This is a genomic window from Deinococcus radiophilus, assembly GCF_020889625.1.
In the GTDB taxonomy this organism is placed as follows: Bacteria; Deinococcota; Deinococci; order Deinococcales; family Deinococcaceae; genus Deinococcus; species Deinococcus radiophilus.
In genome coordinates this window covers 2,124,493-2,146,572 of the sequence record NZ_CP086380.1, presented here as the reverse complement: position 1 = coordinate 2,146,572, position 22,080 = coordinate 2,124,493, and the positions used below count along the sequence as shown (strand labels likewise).

Annotated in this window: 21 protein-coding genes and 1 tRNA gene; 10 read left to right on the top strand and 12 right to left on the bottom strand. The window is 62.0% G+C overall.

The annotated features are described in order from the left end of the window. Positions 1–761: 761 nt before the first annotated feature. Together LMT64_RS10845 and LMT64_RS10840 are read left to right on the top strand one after the other, a co-directional pair. Positions 762–2,762 (top strand): hypothetical protein, encoded by a 2,001-nt coding sequence (locus tag LMT64_RS10845; protein ID WP_229253234.1) that lies wholly within the window; start codon positions 762–764, stop codon positions 2,760–2,762. Positions 2,763–2,885: 123 nt separating this feature from the next. After that, positions 2,886–3,446 (top strand): hypothetical protein, encoded by a 561-nt coding sequence (locus LMT64_RS10840; protein ID WP_126353314.1) that lies wholly within the window; start codon positions 2,886–2,888, stop codon positions 3,444–3,446. On the opposite strand, the gene LMT64_RS10835 is transcribed toward LMT64_RS10840, so the two are convergent. The 3 genes from LMT64_RS10835 to LMT64_RS10825 all read right to left on the bottom strand — a co-directional run bounded on the left by LMT64_RS10835 (position 3,406) and on the right by LMT64_RS10825 (position 5,169). Further along, positions 3,406–4,011, bottom strand: coding sequence for a hypothetical protein (locus LMT64_RS10835; protein WP_126353312.1), 606 nt, complete (start codon positions 4,009–4,011; stop codon positions 3,406–3,408). The genes LMT64_RS10840 and LMT64_RS10835 overlap by 41 nt on opposite strands. A 2-nt stretch (positions 4,012–4,013) precedes the next feature. Then, complete coding sequence (locus tag LMT64_RS10830) at positions 4,014–4,913, bottom strand: tyrosine-type recombinase/integrase (protein ID WP_126353310.1); 900 nt, start codon at positions 4,911–4,913, stop codon at positions 4,014–4,016. 179 nt (positions 4,914–5,092) lie between these two features. Continuing rightward, a tRNA-Ile gene (locus LMT64_RS10825) sits at positions 5,093–5,169 on the bottom strand. Between the two features lie 110 nt (positions 5,170–5,279). Here LMT64_RS10825 and LMT64_RS10820 point away from each other — a divergent pair. Continuing rightward, on the top strand, positions 5,280–6,029 hold the full coding sequence (locus tag LMT64_RS10820; protein WP_126353308.1) for a hypothetical protein: 750 nt from the start codon (positions 5,280–5,282) through the stop codon (positions 6,027–6,029). Positions 6,030–6,104: 75 nt separating this feature from the next. Here the strand turns inward: LMT64_RS10820 and LMT64_RS10815 are convergent, their stop codons facing one another. Next, entirely contained in the window at positions 6,105–6,290 is a 186-nt protein-coding gene (locus LMT64_RS10815) for a hypothetical protein (protein WP_229253233.1), read from the bottom strand. Between the two features lie 120 nt (positions 6,291–6,410). Here LMT64_RS10815 and LMT64_RS10810 point away from each other — a divergent pair, with 120 nt between their 5' ends. Further along, on the top strand, positions 6,411–6,809 hold the full coding sequence (locus LMT64_RS10810; protein ID WP_126353306.1) for a hypothetical protein: 399 nt from the start codon (positions 6,411–6,413) through the stop codon (positions 6,807–6,809). Between the two features lie 97 nt (positions 6,810–6,906). Here the strand turns inward: LMT64_RS10810 and LMT64_RS10805 are convergent, their stop codons facing one another. The 5 genes from LMT64_RS10805 to LMT64_RS10785 form a co-directional block, all read right to left on the bottom strand. Further along, positions 6,907–7,560, bottom strand: coding sequence for a YggS family pyridoxal phosphate-dependent enzyme (locus tag LMT64_RS10805; RefSeq protein WP_126353304.1), 654 nt, complete (start codon positions 7,558–7,560; stop codon positions 6,907–6,909). Positions 7,561–7,584: 24 nt separating this feature from the next. Then, positions 7,585–8,127: a YqgE/AlgH family protein gene (locus LMT64_RS10800; RefSeq protein ID WP_126353302.1), complete on the bottom strand. Its 543-nt coding sequence runs from the start codon at positions 8,125–8,127 to the stop codon at positions 7,585–7,587. Positions 8,128–8,231: 104 nt separating this feature from the next. Continuing rightward, positions 8,232–10,694 (bottom strand): endopeptidase La, encoded by a 2,463-nt coding sequence (gene lon, locus LMT64_RS10795; RefSeq protein WP_126353300.1) that lies wholly within the window; start codon positions 10,692–10,694, stop codon positions 8,232–8,234. Between the two features lie 225 nt (positions 10,695–10,919). Further along, positions 10,920–11,219, bottom strand: a complete 300-nt coding sequence (locus tag LMT64_RS10790) for a hypothetical protein (RefSeq protein WP_126353298.1) — start codon at positions 11,217–11,219, stop codon at positions 10,920–10,922. 19 nt (positions 11,220–11,238) lie between these two features. Further along, positions 11,239–12,211 (bottom strand): IS630 family transposase gene (locus tag LMT64_RS10785; protein WP_229253457.1). Its coding sequence is split into 2 segments (ribosomal slippage): positions 11,239–11,787 and positions 11,789–12,211, totalling 972 coding nucleotides; the frame shifts between segments, so codons are not numbered across the junction. Between the two features lie 233 nt (positions 12,212–12,444). Here LMT64_RS10785 and LMT64_RS10780 point away from each other — a divergent pair. Next, positions 12,445–13,587 carry a hypothetical protein gene (locus LMT64_RS10780; protein ID WP_229253232.1) on the top strand — a complete coding sequence of 381 codons (1,143 nt, stop codon included), beginning with the start codon at positions 12,445–12,447 and terminating at the stop codon, positions 13,585–13,587. A gap of 5 nt (positions 13,588–13,592) precedes the next feature. Further along, entirely contained in the window at positions 13,593–14,645 is a 1,053-nt protein-coding gene (gene mutY, locus LMT64_RS10775; protein WP_126352355.1) for an A/G-specific adenine glycosylase, read from the top strand. A gap of 7 nt (positions 14,646–14,652) precedes the next feature. Here mutY and LMT64_RS10770 read toward each other — a convergent pair whose 3' ends face one another. Together LMT64_RS10770 and LMT64_RS10765 are read right to left on the bottom strand one after the other, a co-directional pair. After that, on the bottom strand, positions 14,653–14,859 hold the full coding sequence (locus LMT64_RS10770; RefSeq protein WP_126352317.1) for a hypothetical protein: 207 nt from the start codon (positions 14,857–14,859) through the stop codon (positions 14,653–14,655). Between the two features lie 98 nt (positions 14,860–14,957). Next, a complete protein-coding gene (locus LMT64_RS10765) occupies positions 14,958–16,049 on the bottom strand; it encodes a S1C family serine protease (RefSeq protein WP_126352318.1) in 1,092 nt (363 codons plus the stop codon). 269 nt (positions 16,050–16,318) lie between these two features. On the opposite strand from LMT64_RS10765, the gene LMT64_RS10760 reads away from it, so the two are divergent. Beyond that, entirely contained in the window at positions 16,319–17,554 is a 1,236-nt protein-coding gene (locus LMT64_RS10760; protein ID WP_126352319.1) for an MDR family MFS transporter, read from the top strand. 206 nt (positions 17,555–17,760) lie between these two features. Here the strand turns inward: LMT64_RS10760 and LMT64_RS10755 are convergent, their stop codons facing one another. Further along, positions 17,761–19,131 carry a S41 family peptidase gene (locus LMT64_RS10755; protein ID WP_126352356.1) on the bottom strand — a complete coding sequence of 457 codons (1,371 nt, stop codon included), beginning with the start codon at positions 19,129–19,131 and terminating at the stop codon, positions 17,761–17,763. A 346-nt stretch (positions 19,132–19,477) separates the two neighbouring features. Between LMT64_RS10755 and LMT64_RS10750 the strand changes: the two genes are divergently transcribed. Genes LMT64_RS10750 through LMT64_RS10740 form a run of 3 tightly spaced genes read left to right on the top strand, consistent with a single transcriptional unit; the run spans position 19,478 to position 22,078 of the window. Further along, the gene (locus LMT64_RS10750) at positions 19,478–19,666 is read left to right on the top strand and encodes a hypothetical protein (RefSeq protein ID WP_126352320.1); all 189 of its coding nucleotides are present in this window, start codon (positions 19,478–19,480) and stop codon (positions 19,664–19,666) included. A 1-nt stretch (position 19,667) separates the two neighbouring features. Then, positions 19,668–20,282, top strand: a complete 615-nt coding sequence (locus tag LMT64_RS10745; protein WP_126352321.1) for a cytochrome c oxidase subunit II — start codon at positions 19,668–19,670, stop codon at positions 20,280–20,282. Next, complete coding sequence (locus tag LMT64_RS10740; protein ID WP_126352322.1) at positions 20,279–22,078, top strand: cbb3-type cytochrome c oxidase subunit I; 1,800 nt, start codon at positions 20,279–20,281, stop codon at positions 22,076–22,078. The genes LMT64_RS10745 and LMT64_RS10740 overlap by 4 nt, the downstream gene beginning before the upstream one ends. Positions 22,079–22,080: the final 2 nt, after the last annotated feature.

Sequence of the window (22,080 nt, the reverse complement as noted above, 5' to 3'; positions counted from 1 at the left end):
GTCCCCCCCCGGCCATACGTGTACTTCCGGTGTGCGTGCTCCCTACCGGGAACCCACTTTGCTCCGAGGTACGTGACCAAAATGGCTCAGCATGCGAATTTCAGCCCAGACTCCTGCGTTCTTTCGGCTGCGCCTCGCTACTTCGTAGCGGATTTCCTTTGAGAACTGGGGTTCTTCACGCGATTCTCTGGCAAGTCACGCGCAACACTGGGCAACACATACGCTGTACGGCTGTTCTGGCCTTCGCCACGTCACGGTGAAACCGGTAGTCGGACTCGCAGTACCGTGCGTTACTGTCTTCGGGGTACGACTGGGCTGCGTGCCTAACCCTGACCTGAACAGCGCGACCCAGTACAGGTAAAGCGCAGAACCTACGTGTTTCCCGAAGGAGAAAAGGCTCAGCTCTGAGTTAACCTACTCCCGCAAACGGATTTCTTTTGACCTCAAACCTTCCCTTCGTTCATCGCTGCGCACCTCATTCTTCGGGTGAGCTCCGGGTAACGCTCGTTGTTGACCCAGGCAACCGAGGACACCAGAACGGCCTGCGGAGTACGCCGAGAGACAGGCTAACGAAGTACGACCGCCGCGCAGCGGCCGCGAAGCGAACACCCAGACAGCGAACACTCAACTCACCGTATTACGTTATATAGTAATGAATATGGACAAAATCTCTAGAATGCCGTGTACGACGACGTTTACGTTTTCAAAATTGAAATAAGGGCGGTGTAGACGTGGTTTCTGCGCATCTTAAGGCGAACGATGTGGCTCCATTCATCGAAAGTGCCTCTCCAGGCAGCGTGCAAGTTGTCGCCGCCATGCCAGGGATGGGCAAGACGACAGCCATGTACGCCGCCCTGGCTGAGCATGTTGCTGCCATTTGGGGTAGTCCAGGCACGCTTTCCTGTCCCTACCGAATCCTATGGGCTACGCAGAGCACTATCGGGGAAGCTTCGCTCGGCGAGGGTGCCTGCAAGGACATCAACGAAGCTTGGAAGGCGCATGGCCTTCCCACAACGTGTCGGGTCCTGAAAGGCCGTGACCACTGCTCGTCCAAAGCTAAGTACGACCATCAGTTCAGCTGGGAACCCGATGAATCTATCCGGGTCATCAGTCACGCACACCTGCCGGTCCTGTTAGCCGATTCGCGGAGCAAACTTAAGTCCGATTTCATGGCCGAGGTCAAGCTGATTGTCGTTGACGAGGACCCGCTGAACAGCTTGGTCACAACCATTGGGCTGGATTCTGGACGGACCAGTACCACCGATGAAACCATCCCAAGTCTGACGCCGGCAGAACTTCAATGGCATCTGAGTTCTGGCAAAGGTGGCGCGTTGGAGAAGGCGCTCTTTGAGCTGATGGAGGAACTATGTGCTGGCGAACATGAGGGCATAACTGTAGAGAACCCGATTAGCGGTGCTGAGCAAATAAGCTTTTCGGGGGCGAAGTTCTGGGAAGCTCTCCGTAAGAAATGCTCCGCACCCGACTGGAAAGGCTTTGAGGAAACCCTGACGGAGCTTTGCTTCACAGATGAACGTAGCGTTCTGGCAGGGCAGGTCGTCCAAGCTTTCAAGGAGGACTTCTCTGCGTCAGGTTGCCAGCAGAGTGGCCGCTTCGGTCTGCAGCGCTTGCAGCAAGGCGGCAGGGATTCAGTAGGGTTTAGAGCAGATGTTCTGCGGGTGCTACCGAAATCTGCTCCACCTATCATCGTCCTGGACGCCTACGCAGAAGAAGACAACCGGCAATACAAGTTGATGTTCCCAGAGCACGATGTAAAAATCAAGCGTCTGGGTGAAATCATTCCTCTGGATATCGAGATTGAAAAAGACCTGTACATTGAACGCAACAATCTGAACCAGGCACGCTCCTGGGGACGAAGACGTTACGCACTGGAGTACATAGAAAAGCTATGTGCTGCACACCTGCCAGGCGTACTGGTCCTCAGCTTCAAAAACGTCCTTGATACGCAGGACAGCAAACTACGTGAGGACGGCTGGGCCTGCCCAAAGAACCTGCTTACCCAACACTGGTTCGCTGGTCGCGGCTCCAACAGGGCGAAGGGGTGCCATGTGCTCGCACTCCATCCTCCAGAACGGCCAACGCTCTTCGCGAATCACTTTCTGGCTGCTTTATCTCCAAACAATGCAACTCTCCGCGAGCAACTTGCTAGACACCTACGAGATACTGAGTTGCTGCAAATGTTCCACCGTGGACGGCAGCCATTGTATGGGGGTACGGACAAACCCAGAGTCATAGCCGCTTTCGACTGTTCCTACCTGGCAAAACCCTGGGCCAATGTCACCGTGCTACCGGAGATTCTGACACCGAAAAGCAAAAACCCTGTTCATCGTTACGCACTACGCACCCTGGCAGAAGAGATTGCAAACCTGTACGGAGCTATACCGCACGACTTGCTCGTCACTTTGGGACTTTTCTCCAAGAGTAAGGCGACACCAGTGCGCAACGAGTTGAAGGAAAAGGTTTACGAGCAAGCAGGCAAAAACAAGTCGAACCGTGCCAAAGCGCCGCACTTCGCTAATTGGACTGACTTGGACAGCAATCCAATCGGCTATACATATGAGCCTGCAGCCAATACCAACCCGCAAGCCGTTCTACGTCTCCTTACACCTGATGCTCGGTTTGCGGAACTACAAAGCTTTAAAGTCGAGGTTCCAGGCTACCCAACCAAAACACGCGTCGTCTACGCCACCTCCAAGGATAAAGCTCAATCACCCGCAGTCCTCAACCTGCTGAAAGTCGAATAACGCCTTTAGATTTCTTTTGACTCCTTTTCTCCTTCTTCGGGGAACACCCCGGCCATACATCTCTAAACCCACTCACTGCCCACTGCGACCTGACCGGTCCGGTGGGTTTTTCAGGAGGTCACCATGTACACAAAAACCATCAACGAAGCCGAGTTCTGTGCAGCTCACGCACGCGGTCTCAAAGACGCAGAGCTAGCGAACCAGTTCGGCATCAGCCTGTCTACCGTCAAGCGCAGGAAGCGCGAGCTGGGACTTGGCAGCAACTGTGCCCACAACAACCGTGGCCTGCTCGCCCAGCGAATGGTCGCAGAGTATCTGGCAGGCGAGGGCATGAGCACTGAAGTCCCCGCGTCGCACCAAGCCCCAGCTGACCTGCTCGTCAATGGTTACCGAGTTGAGGTCAAACTGGGCTACCGCAGGAGCGCAGCCGTGCAGTTCAGGCTGCCAGAACAGCGCAATTCGTTTCAGGGCCAGTACCAGTATCACAAGGACTACCGCAAGGACACCGATTATCTGGCTCTAGCGGTGCTGAATGATGCAGAGGACGCGCTGGAATACCTGTACCTGCTCCCTGCCTCGGAACTCCAGCCCACCATCACCCTGCACCCTGAGCAGCCGTTCTGCCGTTACCAGCAGTACCTGTTCAATCTGGTGCCCCTGCGAGTGGCTTGTGCGGCGGCCTGACTCTGGACTGGTCCTGCTCCGGGTCTGCGCTTACTGGGAGCGGGGATCCCCAGGCGGGCATGGCTCCCAGCAGGCCGTGAACGATACAGGAAAGCCGCTCCATGTCCAGGGTCATCTCCCAGGCTGGACGGGGGTTCTCAGAGCGCTCAGCGCCGCGTGGAGGCAGCCAAGCCCGCACACCGGCAGGCTGGGGATGGCGCAACTTCGGATCTGTATAGATCTCCACGCGGCCTTCGGCGATGGCACTGCGCCACTGACCAAGTTGCCGCAGGAACCCTTCTGGGTTGTCCAGTCTCAAGTCGGGTATATCCAGCGCTGCCCTGCGCCGGGTGGAGAGCGGGTCAGGAGCCAAGTCATAGACCACTTCTTCAAGCGGCACCGTGGCAATCAGGGTCAGCAGGGTCATGGCCAGCTGCATACTCATCGAGGTGCGGTGATAGGCCTTCCTCGGATATTCCCAGGCCCAACGGACCTGCTCCAGATTGTCCTGAATACACAGCGTGGCCGCGTTCATATTGATGACGTGCCGTTCGCGGGGATCTTCTTCGGGTTTTTTCCGTGGCACCGTCAGTCCTCCCTACCCAGGCGCAGACTGTCCACTGGGCTGGCCCGCCTGTGGGCCTCTTTGAGATCCTCGACCTGCATGACCACGTAGTGATTGGTCATCTCCAGCGTGGTGTGGCCCAGAATCCGCTGGAGGGTAAAGACATCACCGGAATTTCGCAGGTAGTTCACGGCGAAACCACGCCGGAAAGCATGCGGGCTGTAACGCTTGGTCCCGGCGGCCTTGCAGAGCCGTTCCAGCAGTTGTTTGACCGTGTTGCGGTTCATCGGATCACCGGTTCTGGAAAGAAAAAGGATGGGTTCTTCTGTTTGAGGACGCTCCTGTTTCAGATAGCGGTTCATGTGCCTCAGCGCCGTTCTGGACACCGGAACTGTGCGGGCACGCGATCCTTTGGCGCGGCTGATGTCCAGACGGCCCCCCGGCTGAAGATCGTCCAGGCGAATGCCGCACAGTTCGGAGGCACGCACGCCGGTGTCGTATAGCAGCACCAGCATGGCCCTGTCACGCAGCGGATGGTTGGATTCTCCCGCAGCCGCCAGGAGTAAGCCCATGTCGGCGCGTGTGACCGCAGGCAAGATGTGCTTGGGCAACTTCGGCAAGGACACTCGGCGCATCGGGGAGCGGTCCAGCACCTCGTCGTCTTCCAGCCACATGAAGAACGTCTTGAGGGGCCGCAGGCGGGCGTGGGCACCGCCGGGGCTGAGGGTTCCGCCTATTTCGGCAGCGTAGGCCCGCAGCAGCTGGCGGGTCACGCCGGAGACGCTGGTGACGTGCTGCTCGGCGGCGTACTCGGCAAACTTGTTCAGCGCACTGCGGTACGCCGCCAGGGTGTTGGGACTGTGGCCGCGCTGGCGGCCATAAGCCAGGAAATCCTGGATGTGATGTTGCAGGTCAGCGTTCATATCTGGTCACCTCGTTCCTGGGTTCTGTCACGGCTGGCGGGGTGCTGAAGACCACACGCTTTGGGACTGAGCACCCCACGCTTTGGACAAATTGAACCCGGTACAAAGTCCAGATTTCAGGCGAGACTAAAACGAAAAAACCGCGTCCTGTTCGGATACGCGGCTTTTTCTGGCTCGTTTGGTGCGAATGCCCAGACTTGAACTGGGGACCTCACGCTTATCAGGCGTGCGCTCTAACCAGCTGAGCTACACTCGCAAGCGGAGATAACTTTAGCAAGAGGTGAACAGAGTGTCAATACTGCTCTGCGCCGCCAGACCACAGCTCTCCCCTTCCCCCTTGATCCCCGCTGCGCCTAGACTGCTGCTGTGAAGCACTGCGCGCCGGAAGAGACCGTTCACCTTGACAAGCTGCGGGAATTGCTGCGGATCAGCCAGTGGCCGGAGTTGCGCCAGGAACTGAGGAGCGCCGATAGGATGCTGACCCCAGAGCAATACGCCGAAGCGGGAGTGATGGCTTTGCAAGCCGGCCTTCCCGAACTGGCAGCACGCTGGGCCGAGCAAGCGGGAGAGAATCAGCTTCAGGCGGCAGCTTGGCTGCGGACCGGGCAGCATCAGGCCGTACTGGACACCCTCAGTGGTGACGACTACCGCACTCTGGCCCTGCGCGCCCGCGCCTACCTGTTGGCCGGAAACCGGCCCGCCGCACAGGAGCTGGCCGCCCAGGCCCACGCACAAGCTTTTGTCGCTGGGGACGCCCCTGCTCTGATCGCGGCCATCGCCCTGCTGGGGGAACTGGATCTGCGCGGCGCCCTGGAATCCGGCAGCCGCACCGGGCTGATGAGTGCCCTGAATATTCTGGCCGAAGGACTCAAGATTGCCGAGATCGTGAACGAAGCCGCCGACCCACACATCCTGGCACTGATCGCCCTGACCCAGCAGCACATTCAGAATGGCCCCAAAGCCCAGGCCACCGCCGCCAAAGCGCTGGACCGCTCGCTGGCCTTTAGCCCCAGCAGCGTGCTGGCACTGACGGTGCTGGGCCGCCATGAGGAAGCCCAGGGTCAGGCCGAGGCCGGCACGCTGGCAGACAGCTGGTGGACCTGGGCCAGAGCCTGAACACCTACGCCAGACCGGCGTGCCGGGCAATCGCCTGCGCGGCCTGCGTGGGCGTCAGCTGCGAGGTGTCGAGGGTCAGCTTCCTGCCGGGATGGGCAAAACCCCGTGTTTGTCCAGCGTGGCCTGCAAAGCGGCCGGGTCGTTCAGGTTCAGCCGGGCGCGGCGCTCCGGCAAGGGCATCCGCCGCAGCAATTCCTCAGTGGAGCACGTCAGAGCGACCGGCACGAACGCTCCCGTCCGCCGGGACAGTTCCAGGCCCACGGTGCGTTGGCCGCTCCCAGGTGGCCCGATCAGCTAGAAGAGGTGGCTCATACGCTCAGCCTAAAGAATCGGGCAACGGCGCGTGTTTGCAGCGGCTTGTACACCGCCTAACATGGAGGAATGAAAGTTCACACCCTTTTGACCTCAGCCACCTTGCCCCTGCTGCTGGCAGGCTGCGGCGGCGGCAACGAAGCTACCGGCGCACTCGAAGACCTGATCAACTCGCGTGACAAGTACGAAGTATCGCAGGCCGCAGGCGTCACCAATTACGATTTCGGCAACACCGAAGTGGCGTCACAAACCACGATGGAAGCCCGCTCGGAGGGTGCTTGGCGCGTCAACCTTGGTGGCCCGAAGCTGCAACCCGAGGACTTCGGTGATTTGCAGCAGGAAACCAGCAACGACACCAATACGCTTTACCGCATCACTGGCGGCCCTTTTGAAGGTGGCCTGCTTCAGGAATCCGCCAGCGGCGAGATCAGCATCGCGTCTGAGGAGTGGGTGGCTGGGGACAGCTGAGGCCGCAGCGCTCCATTCCTACAGCGCTGCATTCATACAACATCCAAGAGTGGCAAGAGAGCGATGGTGCCGCTTCCCACCCTTTGTTAACCCACATTCAGTCCTCAAACAGAGCTGTCCCCACCCGCACCAGGGTGGCGCCCTCCTCAATGGCTGTCTCAAAGTCACCACTCATCCCCATACTCAGCTCACCCAGACCCAGATCATGCGCCCGCTGCGCCGCCTCACGGAAGATGCAGCGGGCGGCTTCAGGCTGATCGTAGGGCGCCATGACCATCAGGCCACGCACTTCCAAACCAGTCCCAAGTACCTCTCGCAGCACGGCGGGTAAGTCGGCTGCCGGGATGCCATGCTTCTGTTCCTCGCCGTTGTGGAGCTGAAGCAAGACTGCTGGAGCGTGACCCCATTTCTCAGCGTAGCGGGCCACCACTTCGGCCTGGGCCACGTCCTCAATGGCGTGAACCAGGCTCACCTGCTCCAGATATTTGACCTTGTTGCTCTGCAGCGGCCCGATGTAGTGCCACTGCGGTTGCGGCGCCCCGCCCGCCGTTTCGGTCCATTCCTGCACCTTGTCGCGCACTTCCTGGCCCCGGTTCTCACCCAGCGGGAATGTGCCGTGCGCCAGCACCTTCGCCCGAATTTCGGAGAGAGGGCGTCCCTTGGTCACGGCCACCAGCTCCGCGCTGCCTGGGACGCGTCCAGCTTTGGCTTCAGCGGCACGAATACGGGTCAGAATGTCAGGCAGGCTCATGGATGTATTGTGCCACCCACACGCTCAGGCCTGTGCCCCGCCTGCCGCCACCCGGCTGGGATCCACGCCCAGCTTGTCCAGCGCGCGCTGCCAGCGTGCCTCGGCAGGCGTATCCCATAACAATTCAGGCGTGGCGTCTTCCAACCACAGCCAGGCTCCCTCACGGGTTTCGCCTTCCAGCTGCCCCTCACTCCAGCCCGCGTAGCCCAGCAGCAGCCAGTAGCGCTGAGCACTCTGGCGCACCTGGGCGAAGGTTTCGGCGTGGGTGGTCGCCATCAGGCCTTCCACCAAGCGCAGTTCGCCCGCGCCGCCCACAGGCCGCTCATACAGGCACCAGCCCACTTGCAGCTGCACGGGCCCGCCCAGCAAAGCCTCACCCTGCGCGTCAGTCGCGTCGGGCAGCAGTTCGTGGATGGGTGTCCCGGTGGACTGGGTCAGCACCAACCCGGCGGCCCCTTCTTCGGTGTGTTCCAGCAGCAGAATCAGGGCGTCTCCGAAGAAACTGCCACGCAGATGTGGACTGGCGACCAGAAAGGTCAGGGGGGGCGCTTCAGCAGAATCGGACATGGGTTCCCTCCTCTTTTAGGCTAATACTTTCCAGCTCATCCAAAGAACAGCGGGCAGAGAGGTCGGGGCCCAGCGCCCATTCCTCTCTGCCCGCTACTCATCACTCAGGCGTTCGCTTCGCCGCTGCGGCGGCCCCGGCCCTTCTTAGGGGTAGGGGGTGGAGTCACGGTCTCGCCTTCCAGCGCTTTCAGGCCGCCCACGAGCGCATGCTCCAGCACCTCATCCAGCGTGGCGCAGGGGTGAAACTGCATGCTGGCCCGCAGGTGCGCGGGGATGTCGGCGATGTCCGGCTCGTTGGCGACCGGCAGGATGATGTGCCGGATTCCGGCGCGGCGCGCACCCAGCACCTTCTCCTTGAGACCGCCGATCGGCAGGTAGCGTCCGGTCAGGGTCATTTCGCCGGTCATGGCCGTGTCGCGGCGGGCGGGTACACCCGTCAGGGCACTGATCAGCGACGTGGTGATCGCACCGCCTGCGCTGGGGCCTTCTTTGGGGATGGCCCCGGCTGGCACGTGAATGTGGATTTCGGAGTTGTCCAAGCGGTCTTTGTCGATGTGGAAGCGCTCGGCGTTGGTCTTGGCGTAGCTCAGCGCGGCGCGGGCCGTTTCCTTCATCACGTCACCCAGCTGTCCGGTCAGGACCAGACCGCCCTTGCCGGGCATCACGCTGGTTTCCACAAACAGGATGTCGCCGCCCACCGGGGTGTAGAACATGCCAGTGCTGACGCCCACCATGTCCTGTGGCGCTTCGGATTCGGGGGTGTGACGCGGTTTGCCGAGGTAGCGTTCCAGCTCAGTGTCGGTCACGCGGGCACGCTTGATCTCGCCCAGCGCGATGCGGCGGGCCACCTTGCGGGCCACGGTGCCGATCTCGCGTTCCAGGTTACGCACGCCCGCTTCACGGGTGTACGAGCTGATCAGTTTTTCCAGCGCCGGGTCGGTCAGGGTAATCTGGTTCTTCTTCAGACCGTTCTGCTCCATCTGGCGCGGTACGAGGTAACGCTTGGCAATTTCCAGCTTCTCCTGCTCGATGTAAGAGGAGAACTCGATCACTTCCATGCGGTCCATCAGCGCTTCGGGAATCTGGTCGGGATAGTTGGCGGTGGCGATAAACATGACCTCGGACAGGTCGAACGGCACGCCCATGTAGTGATCGGTAAAGTGCTGGTTCTGTGCCGGATCGAGGACTTCCAGCAGCGCGCTGGAGGGGTCGCCCTGATAGCTGGTTCCCAGCTTGTCGATTTCGTCCAGCAGCACCACTGGGTTTTTGGTTCCGGCGCTGCGCAGACCCTGAATAATCCGCCCCGGCATAGAGCCGATGTAGGTGCGGCGGTGACCCCGGATATCCGATTCGTCGCGGGCGCCGCCCAGTGCGATGCGGACGTACTCGCGGCCCAGCGCCGCAGCGATGCTCTGCGCGATGGAAGTCTTCCCGACCCCAGGAGGTCCGGTGAACACCAGAATCGGGCCTTTGTTCACGTCGGCAGCAGTAATTTCACCGCGCTCGGCGCGGGCTTTGCGCAGCTGACGCACAGCCAGGAACTCCAGCACGCGGTCCTTGACTTTTTCCAGGCCGTAGTGGTCTTCATCCAGCGTTTTGGCAGCCTGCTCGATGTCCAGGCGATCCTCGCTGCGCTTGTTCCAGGGCAGTTCGGTCACCCAGGTCAGGTAGGTGCGGATCACGCCCGCCTCGGCGGCGTCGGGGTGCATCCGTGACAGCCGGCCGATTTCGCGGTCAATTTCCTTCTTGACGTCTTCTTTGAGGCCCAGTTCGTCAATCTTGGTGCGGAAAGCTTCGGCTTCGTCCAGCTCCTCGCCGTCTTCACCGCCGCCTTGCAGCTCGCGCTGAATGGCCTTGAGCTGCTCACGCAGGAAGTATTCGCGCTGGTTCTTGTCAATTTCTTCTTTGACCTGGGCGCGAATCTTGGCCTGCACCTCCTGGACTTCCTGTTCGTTGTCCAGCAGCGCCAGCACCCGGCGGGCCCGGGCAGGAATGTCAGTCAGTTCCAGCAAAACCTGCTTGTCTTCCAGACGGAAATCCATGTGAAAGGCGATGTGATCGGTCAGCTCGCCCAGATTGTCCTTGGCGTGGGCCACCTGCTGCGCTTCAGAGGAAATACGGCCCGCCTGGGCCACCTCGTCGAACTTGCCCAGCAGTTCACGGCGCAGCGCTTTTTCTTCGTTGGCGTCACCCGTGCTCAGACGGGGCAGACGCAGGGCTGCCAGGAAATAACCGCCCTCGTCTTGCCAGGTAAAGGTCTTGACAGCGGCGCGCTCCTGGGCTGAGACCAGCAATTGCAGGCTGCCGTCAGGGTTCTTGCGGACCCGCAGAATCTGGCACACGGTCCCGAAGTCATAGAGATCCTTGGCCTTGGGATCGTCCACGTCTTTATCAAGTTGCGAGACGATCAGGATGTGCTTTTCGCCTTCCATGGCGGCCTCAATGGCCTGAATGGAAATGGCACGGCTGGCGTCGATGTGCTGCACCATGCCGGGATAAATAACGCTGCCGCGCACCGGGCAGACCGGGACGGAGCGGGGAATGCGGTTGGATTCGGACTGAGACATTGATGGCTCCTTTGCCTGTCAGGGACTGCGGGGCAGACCCACGAGTAAAAGCGCAAACGGAAGAGGAAAGGCAAGCGGTGAAGCTGTGAGGCAACGACTTGGAAGAAAGAGAAGTCACCCGGATCGGCTGGAAAGGTACACGGCTCCGGGCCAATAACCGTGCAGGAAACTTGAGTGCAAGTCTATCAACTCTGCTTTATTCTTTCAAGCGGAGGACCTGCTGGATTAAGGTGCTGTCAGGCCACTTGTTTCCGCGTCTTGGGGCGGAAAAACGACGCTGTCCACCTGTACGCCGTAGCGCAGCAAGATGGTTTTGAGCCGCTGCATGGCACTGAACGCCAGCTCTCGGTCGGTCGGCCCAAAAGCCAGGGTCAGCTGTGCGCTCTGACCGGGGCGGGGTTCACGCGCCTGGATCTGCAATGGGCGGCGAAAAGCCGGGTCACTGGTCACATCACGCAGCACCTGGAGAAATTCCAACTCCGGCAGTCCTTCCAGCGAAAATACGATGCCCTGACGGTCTGTCATGCGTTCTATTGATGACGTGCTAAGTCGGTAACACTTCAGGGTAGATACCTAGCAATTTGGCTGGGAGTTGCCGATAGCGGATTTTCGGCCATACCGTACGGAGGTAAGCCTTGAGTTGCTCCAGCGTCTCTGGGCAAAAATTGGCGAGTTGGTGGTGTTTGACATAGGCCCACACTCGTTCAATGGGGTTGAGTTCAGGGCTGTACGGTGGCAGGTACGTTAGGCTCAGTCGTTCATGTTGTGATACGAAGGCCGAAACGGCCTTCGCCTTATGGATTTTAGCGTTGTCCACCACAACAGTGATCTTCCCCTTGATGTGTCGCATCAGATGCGTCAAAAATGCGATGAAGCCCATCGCTTTGACCGACCCTTCGTGTGTCTGCTGGAAAAACTGGCCCTTAGACGTAATCCCGCCAATCACGGAGAGCTTTTTCCAATTGGTCTTGGCCAGAATCACTGGGGTCTGACCACGCGTGGCCCAGGTGTTGCCAATCACGGGCTTCATACTGATTCCGACTTCATCGGCCCAGACGATGGTTTCACCATCATCTATCTTTTTTTTCCAGGACTGGAAGCTCTGCTTCCAGCCAAGCGTCGACCTGCTCAGCATTCTGTTCCAACGGGCGTTTTTCTGCTTTCTGCCAGGAAAAGCCCCAGCGTAACAGCAGCTTTCCGACCCAGTCGTGGTCATACCAGACACCATATCTGCATCCAATCTCGTCGCGAATACGTGCGGTAGTCCAGCGCCCGTCTGGAAAACGCTGTGGATCTGGCCCTGCCTCAATCATCGCCATGATTTCAGCCACTTGGTGATCGGTGAGAAAGGAGGGACGTCCAGAGGAGAAAGTAGCTTCAAGGGTATCGCCATGTCGTAAGCGCTGCCGCCAGGTACGAACAGTGCTGGCGCTGACACCAAAACGCTGGGCAATCGTCTTGGAGGACAGGGTCATATCGGAGAGCATCGGAAGAGCGGCGAGTCGCCGCTCTTCCATCTGCTGACGTGTCCATCGGCTGGGCCGCCAAACCTCACTCACGGTTTCAGTCTAACTCTGTCGTGAACTTACCGCGTTATCAATAAGGTAGGGAGTACCGCTGGCCCAGGCGTGAGCGGAGAGGCCATCAGACCTTGGCCAAGTGCAGGGCCAGCAGGCAGAGGCCTACTCCACGCCGATGTGGTCAGTTGGCCCTCAGCCTTCTACTGATGCAGAGGGTTAATCTGAGGTAGATGATCCCGCGCCCTCTCCTCCACCGCCTGTATATCGGCTGCGTATCGGCGGCCCTGTGCTTGGCAACCACGCTGGGTGGGACCACTCAGGCGCAGGGGTGGGCTGGGTCTTTACGGAACAGTGCGGTCACCTGGCGGGTCACGCTGGCACAGGCCCCAGCAGAACAGAGCGTTCCTCCCCCGTCTGAGCCTTTGCCTTTATCTACGGCAACTCCCAGTCCGCGCTGGAGCAGTACGCGGAGTGGCTTGCCAGGCAGTCCACAACCGAGTTTCAGTGTGGCTGCCCCAGTCGGCACGCAGGTGGGGCTGACGCAGGTCAGTACGGCCATCTACGAGCTGTCGGACCTGGAAGTCAGTGGCCTGGGGAATGCCGGAGACGCGGCCCTGGGACAGCAACTCCGCGCCGAGTTCCGTACACTCGCCGAGCTGGGGCAATCCCAGAGCCATGCTCTTGAACTGGCCGTACTGAACCGCAGCCCTGCTGGCACCGAACTGGCCATCCGCTGGACCGAAGGCTCCGCCCTGTCTACTGAGGCTGAATCCCGCCTGCAACCCACCGTGCAACTCAGTCAACTGCTGTTGCCAGGTGGGCTGCGCGGTCCTGTACAGGTCAGCAGCCCTGACGCAGCCACCCAGGCCCGTTACCGCCGGTTGCCGCCCAGTGCCCTGGACCGCCTGAATATCAGCGCCGACGCACCCTATGGCCTGCCGCTCAGCGCCGGAGAACGGATCAGTGTCCCCGCTCAGCGTCCGGTAGATGAGCTGTTCCGCGATGTCCTGAGCAGTATTCCGGCCCTTAACGATTGGGCCCTCCCTAGCCCTGCGGAGCTGCCCGTCCTGGACCTGCGCCGGGAGCAGGTGTATCAGGGCCAGAACTCGCGGGGCGACCATCTGTTTCAGACGCAGGGGTCGGCTCTGCCCTGGCAGCAACAACTGAAAGGAAGCAGCGGCAGCCAGCTGACCCTGGAAGTGGTGGATATGGCGCAGATGTCCCAGGCGGTCTACCGCAGCGATGGCCTGCCCCATTCATCGTTCGAGTTCAGCACCATGCACCTGCGTGTCACAGCCCAAAGTGGTGCAGCCCGCGTCAGCTTCACAGTGCAGTTGCGCTTTACCTCGGCATTGCGTCCGGTGGGCTCCTGAACTTGGTGAAGCCGACTCAATTGCCCTGGCCTACCGTGCGCCAGGCCTTACTGGACTGGTTTGACAGCCAGGGCCGTGATCTGCCCTGGCGCGTAGGGCCTGAAGGTAGACGTGATCCTTACCGCGTATGGGTCGCGGAAATTTTGCTGCAACAAACCCAGGTGGCGCGCGGCCAGGTGTATTACGGCCGCTTTCTGGAGGCTTTTCCGGATGTGCAGGCCCTGGCCGCCGCACCGCAAGACGCCGTGCTGAAAGCCTGGGAGGGCTGCGGTTACTACGCCCGCGCCCGCAACCTTCACCGCGCTGCTGGCCTGGTGGCCGCTCAGGGCTTTCCGCAGGAGTATGCGGACTGGCTGGCCCTGCCGGGTGTGGGTCCATACACGGCGGCGGCGGTCAGCAGCCTGGCGTATGGCGAGGCACGCGCGGTCAGTGACGGCAACGTGCGCCGGGTCCTGGCTCGCCTGCTGGGCGAACGTCAGCCGTCCGAAAACTGGGTCCAGACCCGCGCCGACGAATTGCTTGACCAGGACCGACCCGCCGCCTGGAACGAAGCGGTGATGGACCTGGGGGCTACCGTCTGCACCCCCAAGGCGCCAGCTTGCTCTGTCTGCCCACTGCGCCAGTGGTGCGCGGCTTATGCCTCGGGTGAACCCACCGCCTACCCAGCCCCCAAAAAGCGCACTGCCGCCCAGCAGGTGCAGGCTGCCGCGCTCCTGATCGGCGACGGACAAGCGGCAGTGCTGGAACAACGCCAGGGCACCTTGCTGGGTGGCCTGTTCGGCCTGCCCCTGCAAGAGTTGACGTCACAGGCTGTCACTCCCAAGGAGGCCCTCAAGCAGCTAGGAACCCGCCTGAACCTGAACACCAAGCTGGTGGAACAGGCCCATCTGCTGGGTGAAATCAGCCACACCATGACCCACCGCCAGATTCAGCTCTGGGTGTATCACTTGCCTGCCAGCGCAGCGCAGCAGCCACTGACTCAGGTCGCCAGCGCGGCCCTCTCGCGGCTGGACCACAAGGCCCTGGCCCTGCTGGATGCACCCCCGCGCCTGCTTTAGCGCAGGGTTAGACGCAGGCCAGCAGCACGCCGCTGCGGTCCCGCAGTTCCAATTCGGGGCGGCGGGCATCCGACATCCAGCGCAGCACGGTCAGCAGATCGTCTGCCTGAAAGACCACCTCGGCGCTTTCCGGCCAGATCACCTGGTAACGGCAGGTCTGGGACGGTGGTTCCCAGGCGCTGCCTTCATCTTCTTTGACAAAAGCTCGCGACATCCTTGCAGTTTAGGCGCGGCATACTGGGAAGCGGATGATTTCAGGCTTTAGGTTTGTAAGTGAAACACGCCGGGGTGATGGACTCAAGGACTCCAGTGCTACAGGTCCCGCATGGACCGCTTGGGCACCAGCCGCAGCTGAGCTTCATACTCCTGCTCTGCCCGCAGGTACCGCACCGTGACTGTCTCACCCACGCCGTAGCGCTGCAACTCGCGGATCACGTCGCCGGAGTTGCGGGTCTGCACCCCCTGCACGCTGACGATGATGTCACCAAAGTCGGTCATCTGGCCGGTCTGGTCGCGCACATGGCCCCTCAGTCCGGCACGCTCGGCGGGGCTGCCGCGCGCCACCCGCGACACCACGCCGCCGGGCACCTGGGTCAGCCCATCATGGTACAGGTCAAAGACCAACCCCACCACGCCCCGGTCACGCTGCTGACCACTCTTGAGGTCGGTGATCAGGGCATTGCCCTCCACAGTGGGGATGGCGTATGAGGTTTCGGTAGCGCCGTATTCGTCTACCCGGATATAACTGACCACGCCAATGACCTGCCCCAGTCCGTTGATGATCGGGCCGCCGCTGTCACCGGGAGCCAGTCGGGCGTCCATCTCCAAGGTGCCCTGCGGAAAGTCGGCGCGGCTGGCTGCCGCTTCCAGGCGCAGCAGTTTGCCTTCACGCGGCTGCAAAAAGTCCCCACCGCTGTTGCCGATGGCCAGCACTCCTTCACCCACCTGGGGCGGGCGCGGCGAGAGGTTCAAGTATGGAAACGGCCCCGGAACGTCTACCTTGAGCAGCGCGACATCTGCGGCAGCGTCAAAGGCCACCAGACGCGCCGGGTAACGCTGGCCTCCCAGGGTCTGCACCTGAAACAGTTGGCCCTCACTCACCACATGGTAGGCCGTCAGCAGTTCGCCGCCCGGCGAAATAAAAAACCCGGTGCCCAGTCCCATCGCCATTGAGCCAGGATCGAGGCTCCCCAACCGCACCACGGCCGAGCGGGAGCGCTCGAACAGGCGCAGGGTTTCCTGCGGCAAGGTGGGAAACGGCACCTGCGGCGCAGACGTCTGAGGCACACTGCTGGCCTGAGGACCGCCCAAGACTGCCAGACCACTGCCCGGTGCTGGCAACACATACGCCAGCAGCGAGAGCAGCAGCAGGGCAGGCATGCGGAACCAGCGCAGCAGACTCACAACATTCAGTGTAGCGATTCCATGCCGTGAGTCACGGGACATCAGAACATTAGCTAAACCCTGTTCATGACCGCAGACAGGAGGTCCTCGCCGCGTAGTTCCGGCAGCCCCTTCAGCCATGAACACGAACAGCCGTGAACACGAAGTCGTTGTCGCAGCCACGCCTACACAGGTCTTGCACGGCAGCTTCCTTCTTGCCACACTTTGCCTTTGTTCCTTTTCAGATGCACAAAGGCTCCCGGCCCGCTGCTCTAGGCTGGACCTCAGCTATGACCCTTCCCACGCCCGCTGCCCCTGAGCCTGAACCTTTCTCCCTGCGGCAGCTCAGCGGGGCACAGTGGGCCCTGATCGTCAGCACTTTTTTGATGTGGGCCGGATTTTTCCTGATTATCCCACTGGTCACCGTACATTTCGTGGGTGGCCTGGGCTGGGCTGCCGGGGCAGTCGGGGCTGTCCTGGGCGTGCGGCAACTGACCCAGCAAGGGCTGACCGTGTTGGGCGGGGCCTGGGCCGACCGAATCGGCCCCCGGCGACTGATCCTGTGGGGCTGCTTGCTGCGGGCGGCCGGATTTGCGGCGATGGCCTTTTCGGGCAGCTTCTGGGCGCTGCTCTTGGCGGGGCTGATCGCAGGCCTGGGCGGCGCACTCTTCGATGCCCCCAAAAGCGCTGCCATTACCGCCCTGACCCGGCCGGAATACCGCCCGCAGCTGTTTAGCCTGCTCAGCGTGGCGGGCAACCTGGGCATGGTGCTGGGGCCGCTGCTGGGGGCACTGATGATCGGGCTGGGCTTTTCGGTGGCGGCACTGATCAGTGCGTCGGCCTATGTGCTGTGCTGGCTGATTCTGCGGTCACTACCGAACATCCAGCCGCAGGCCGGGAGCGGGGGGCTGGACGGCCTGCGGGCCGCCGTAACCGACCCACGTTTGGTGCGCTTCACGCTGGCCCTGATCGGGTATTTTTTGCTCAGCACCCAGCTGAATGTGGCGGTGACGCTGCGGGCGGTAGAGTTGGGCGGCACTGGGGCCACCGGGCCGCTGTATGCGCTGAATGCCGGCCTGGCGGTGCTGCTGCAATATCCGCTCCTGCGCTGGACCTCGGCCCACTGGCCTGCGCGTACCGTCCTCACGGTGGCCGTCAGCCTGACCGCCGTGTCCCTGGGACTGATGGGATTCGCACAGACCTTTACGGCGCTGCTGGCCTGCGCCGCGCTGTACTCACTGGGCACCATGCTGGTCTTTCCCACCCAGCAGACCCTGGTCTCCCGGCTGGCTCCGCCTGCACTGGCCGGCAGCTATTTCGGGTTCAGCTCGCTCAGCCTGGGGGTCGGCGGCGCACTGGGCAACCTGCTGGGCGGCAGCCTGGTGGACTTTGGGCAAGCACTGGGCCACCCCCAGTTGCCCTGGCTGCTGCTGATGGTGACTGGCCTGCTCACGGTCATCGCCCTGCGCTGGGCCTTACGGGACGTGCCGACCGCTGAGCAAGCAGCGCAGTCGGCCAATGAATAGGGCAGGCCGTCAAAGGGGGAAACGGAAGAACCCGCCGGCTTCTCGCCCAGCCCACCCCTCTTTGTCACCGCTTACCCTGGCTGCCTAGTACTCTAGACGCCATCCAGAACATGAGCTAGGGCCTCATCGCGTCCGTGCCTGCTCGCCCTACTCGCAGAACAGCCGTGAAGATACGACCATCTCCACGGCTGTTCCGGGCGCAGCCTCTATTCACCCACGGCGGCGTCGGTGCTGGCCAGTCCATGACGCGGCTGGCTACGGAGGGCCTGCAGTCCGGCCTCCAGCGTCAAGTCGCGCCCCTGGGCCAGTGCGCGAAGGAAGGCTTCACCGCTCTGCACGGTCAGGTCAGGCTGCACCCGCACCGGATAGGCCACACCACCAGGCTTGGCGTAGTGCAGCACGGTCATCTGCAAACCTGCACCCCCGGTCACGGCATAGACGCGGGTGGCCGTATTGCCGACGCCCGCCGTCGCTTCACCGACCACCTGCCCCACCCCAGCACGCTGCACCTCATAAGCGAAGAACTCGGCACACGAAGCGCTGCTCTGGTCCACCAGCACCGCCAGTGGCCCACGCCACAGCTGCGGCGCGGGCACCGCTCCGATCAGTTGGGCATCGTCCCGGCGCTGGCCGCCCTGCACCACCATCTGCTGCGGGCCGTCCGCACTCTGCGACACGCGCTCAAAGCGGGGCACAAAGGCGCTGGCGGCAAGGTCACACTCCAGCAGGCTGCCGCCCGCGTTGCCACGCAGGTCGACCACCACACCGTCCGCGCCACGCGCCTGTGCCCAGGCGACCTGGCGGTGTACGGCCACCGCCACCCGGCCCCCAGCCAGGAAAGTGGGAATGCGGATCAGGGCTGTGCGGCCCCGCTCGCCCACCCAGCTCAGCCGGGGCAACTCGGCGGCGGAGGTGCGGGCCGCTTGCAGCGACACACTCAGGCGCTGACCCTGGCGATCCACCCCCAGTCGCACGGCCTGACTCGCCTCACGCGCATCCGTCAGCGCACGATAGGTGTAGGCCACACCGTTTAGCGTCAGCAGCACATCTCCCCGGCGCAGTCCAGCCTGGGCGGCGGCGCTCCCTGGGATCACTTCCGTCACCAGTCGCCGTTCACCGTCCAAATCGGCCAGCTTGACACCGTACTGCACGCGGTCCCCGCCCAGCGCACTGCTCAGAAATTCCTGATACTCGTCCGGCCACTGCAAGAAAGTGTGCGGGTCGCCCAGCGCGGTCAGCTGTGCCTCAATCACCGGATAGGCAGTGTCGGCAGCGCAGCGTGGACCCTGGGCCTGGCAGACCGCGTCCAGCCGCCCCTGGTACTCACGGATCAGCGCCTGACGGTCAACAGCTGACAGACCACCGTACTCCCCCAGCAGCTGAGCCGCCACCTCGCTAAAGGCCTGCTGCGCTGCCGACACTTCGGGAGCAGGCTGCACCTGCTGCTGAGGCGGGAGGGCCGGGATTGCCCGCGGCTGCACAGCGGTCTGGGCCAGGCCCGCGCTCCACAGAACCAGCACCAACCACCCGGCGGTCCAGCGGACTCCGGCAGCTTTCCACACCGGGCGCTGACCCATCACTCCTCCAGTATGCCGCCCCCGCCTGAGGACCATATGGAAGCCGGGTGGGAATGCTGGATAGAACCGTCAGGCCAGGAGACGAATCGCGTGGCCGCCGTGCCGCCACAGACCCGCAACTCCCCAGCGTCAGGGGGATGAGCAACCCATACCCACCGATGCATCCATAGCCTGTAACGCTCTGGTAACGCCTTCATTTTAGACTGTTTATTTGCTTGAAGTTTTGCCATCTAGAATATCTGAAATAGCGTTAGGCACGAAGTAAATTGTCCTGTGAAAGTCCTGAGAATTTGATAAATTCAGTGCGAGCAGCTCCGGCTGCCGCCACATTCTTTCGGAGGTTCCCATGAGTACAGAGCAGAAATATCTGGAGCCGCAGACCGCGCCGCCGTCGGCACTCTCCCAGGACACCGTAGGGCGCTCCCCTACTCGGCCAGTGGTGCCGCTTGGAACCATCGCGGTGGTGGCCTTCCTTTTCCTGAACATCGTGTTCCTGTGGATGCTGGTGTTGGGCGTGCAGCAAGGCAGGGCCTGAGATGACCCGCCCTCTGCGCACCGCGCCCCGGCTGGAACACCACAGCCTGAGCATCTACGAGAACATCTGGCTGGTGATCGGCCTGCTGATTCAGCTGGTGCTGTTTGTGGGAGTGATGGCCAGCCTGGTCAGCGGAACCTCCCCACTGACGCAGGACAACACCGCCGGACACAACCACCTGGCCGGGGTCACCAATGGCCGCGTGGACCCGGCCAACTTGCAGGCCACCGCCTTCGGCAAGCCAGGGCTGTACCTCCAGGACGACGGCTCGTATCAGGCCATCGTGGTCGCCAAGGCTTTTGCCTTTGATCCACCGTTTCTGCGGGTGCCCGCAGGCCGCGACGTGACCTTTCATGTCACCGCGCAGGACGTGGTTCACGGCTACTACGTGCACGGGACCAACATCAACGTGGACCTGATGCCCGGTCAGGTGGCCAGCTTCAAGTCCAGCTTTGACACGCCCGGCGAATACAACGTCATCTGCTACGAGTACTGCGGCATCGGCCACCACAACATGATCAACAAAATCATCGTGGAGCCAGCAGGCACCGACGTTCCGACGGTCAATGCCCCAGCGACCACCGCCCAGACTGCAACCCAGGAGACCGCACCGTGACCACCCTCCACCCTCATACCGGGACCGCCGCCGCCGGGGCCGACCTTCACAACACCCCGGCTCGCGTAGCCCCCGCCGTCACTGACCGCGCCTATCTGGCCAGCCTCAAAGGCGTGACCGCTGCTTATGTCATCACCGCTTTCGTGGCGCTGCTGATCGGCGTGCTGATCGGCCCCCTCCAGGCCCTGAACTACGCCGGAATCAACGTCTACGACAACCAGCTGCTGCGCTTGCTGGTCAAGTCCTACTACCAGGGCCTGACCCTGCACGGCGTCCTGAACGCGCTGGTCTTTACGCAGTTCTTTATCAGCGGCTGGATGCTTTACCTGCCCGTCCGTGACCTGGGCATGCGGATCAACACCAAATTTGCCTGGGGCACCTACATCGTCATGACACTGGGCCTGGTCCTGACTGCCGCCGCGCTGCTGCTGAACGACGCCACCGTGCTGTATACCCTTTACCCGCCCATGATGGGCACGCCACTGTTTTATATCGGGGCCAGTATCTTCGTGGCCGCCAGCTGGGGCGTGCTGGCCCAGGTGGTCTACACCTGGCTGCAATGGAAACGGCAGAACCCCGGCCGAGTGACACCGCTGGTCGCCCACATGAGTGTGGCCACCTGGCTGATGTGGTTCATCGCCTCACTGGGGCTGGTGGCCGAGGCACTGCTGTTTTTGGTGCCCTGGTCGGTGCAGACCTGGCTCCAGACCCGCGCTGGCGGCCCGGTCACCGCCACCATTGACCCCCTCATCGCCCGGACCCTCTTTTGGTGGACGGGCCACGCCATCGTGTATTTCTGGCTGCTGCCCGCCTACATCGCCTGGTACGCCTTCTTGCCCCGGCACGCGGGCGGACGGCTGGCCTCCGAGCCGCTGACCCGGCTGGCTTTCGTGCTGTTTTTGCTGAACGGCGTGGGCGTGGGCCTGCACCACCAATTTGCCAACCCCAACATCGACAACACCTGGAAGATCATCCACATGTTCCTGACCTTTCTGGTGGCCATCCCCAGTTTGCTGACGGCCTTTAGCGTGGCGGCGGCCCTGGAGGACGCGGCCCGCGCACGCGGCGGCGGCGGCGTGGTGGGCTGGATTCGCCGCTTGCCCTGGGAAAACCCGGTCTTTGTGGGCATCACGCTGAGCATGATCAGCTTTATTCCTGGCGGCGCAGGTGGCATCGTCAACGCTTCGCAGGCCTTTGCGCCGGTGGTTCACAACACCGCCTGGATTCCGGGTCACTTTCACATCACAGTCGGTACGGCCACCACCATGACCTTCATGGCCGTCAGCTTCTGGCTGATTCCGCACCTGCTGGGCAAACCCCTGCCCAGCCCCCGCCTGGCCCGCTGGAGCCAGTGGGTCTGGTTCTGGGGCATGATTCTCTTTGCCGTGGGGATGCACTGGCAGGGCCTGATGGGTGTGCCGCGCCGCGCCCAGGTCAGCGCCGTGTCGCAGCCCGAAGTGTACGAAGCCATGAACGTCGCCGTTCCCAGGCTGCTGACTGGCATAAGCGGCGTCTTGCTGCTTATTGGTGGCCTGATGTTCTTCTATGTCTTTTTCAAGATGGTGTTCAGCAAATCCGTACAGGACGGCGAAAACGTGCCGATTCCCTACAGCCCCGCCATCAGCGGTGCGGGTGAGGACCTGGCCAGCGCCAGCCCACTGGTACGTCTGACCGAGCCGTTGCTGGCGCTGGGCGTGCTGGGCCTGATTATCGTGCTGTTGGTGTACCTGCCGGTCTTGCTGCCGATGATCACCAACATGCAGGGCGCTCCCGGCTGGCAGCTGTGGCGCAACTGACC

Excerpts from the sequence above, each read along its gene's own strand:
- LMT64_RS10840 (WP_126353314.1), top strand. The coding sequence starts at position 2,886 with ATGTACACAAAAACCATCAACGAAGCCGAGTTCTGTGCAGCTCACGCA.
- LMT64_RS10830 (WP_126353310.1), bottom strand. The coding sequence starts at position 4,913 with ATGAACGCTGACCTGCAACATCACATCCAGGATTTCCTGGCTTATGGC.
- LMT64_RS10810 (WP_126353306.1), top strand. The coding sequence starts at position 6,411 with ATGAAAGTTCACACCCTTTTGACCTCAGCCACCTTGCCCCTGCTGCTG.
- LMT64_RS10805 (WP_126353304.1), bottom strand. The coding sequence starts at position 7,560 with ATGAGCCTGCCTGACATTCTGACCCGTATTCGTGCCGCTGAAGCCAAA.
- LMT64_RS10800 (WP_126353302.1), bottom strand. The coding sequence starts at position 8,127 with ATGTCCGATTCTGCTGAAGCGCCCCCCCTGACCTTTCTGGTCGCCAGT.
- lon (WP_126353300.1), bottom strand. The coding sequence starts at position 10,694 with ATGTCTCAGTCCGAATCCAACCGCATTCCCCGCTCCGTCCCGGTCTGC.
- LMT64_RS10790 (WP_126353298.1), bottom strand. The coding sequence starts at position 11,219 with ATGACAGACCGTCAGGGCATCGTATTTTCGCTGGAAGGACTGCCGGAG.
- LMT64_RS10780 (WP_229253232.1), top strand. The coding sequence starts at position 12,445 with ATGATCCCGCGCCCTCTCCTCCACCGCCTGTATATCGGCTGCGTATCG.
- LMT64_RS10770 (WP_126352317.1), bottom strand. The coding sequence starts at position 14,859 with ATGTCGCGAGCTTTTGTCAAAGAAGATGAAGGCAGCGCCTGGGAACCA.
- LMT64_RS10760 (WP_126352319.1), top strand. The coding sequence starts at position 16,319 with ATGACCCTTCCCACGCCCGCTGCCCCTGAGCCTGAACCTTTCTCCCTG.
- LMT64_RS10755 (WP_126352356.1), bottom strand. The coding sequence starts at position 19,131 with ATGGGTCAGCGCCCGGTGTGGAAAGCTGCCGGAGTCCGCTGGACCGCC.
- LMT64_RS10750 (WP_126352320.1), top strand. The coding sequence starts at position 19,478 with ATGAGTACAGAGCAGAAATATCTGGAGCCGCAGACCGCGCCGCCGTCG.
- LMT64_RS10745 (WP_126352321.1), top strand. The coding sequence starts at position 19,668 with ATGACCCGCCCTCTGCGCACCGCGCCCCGGCTGGAACACCACAGCCTG.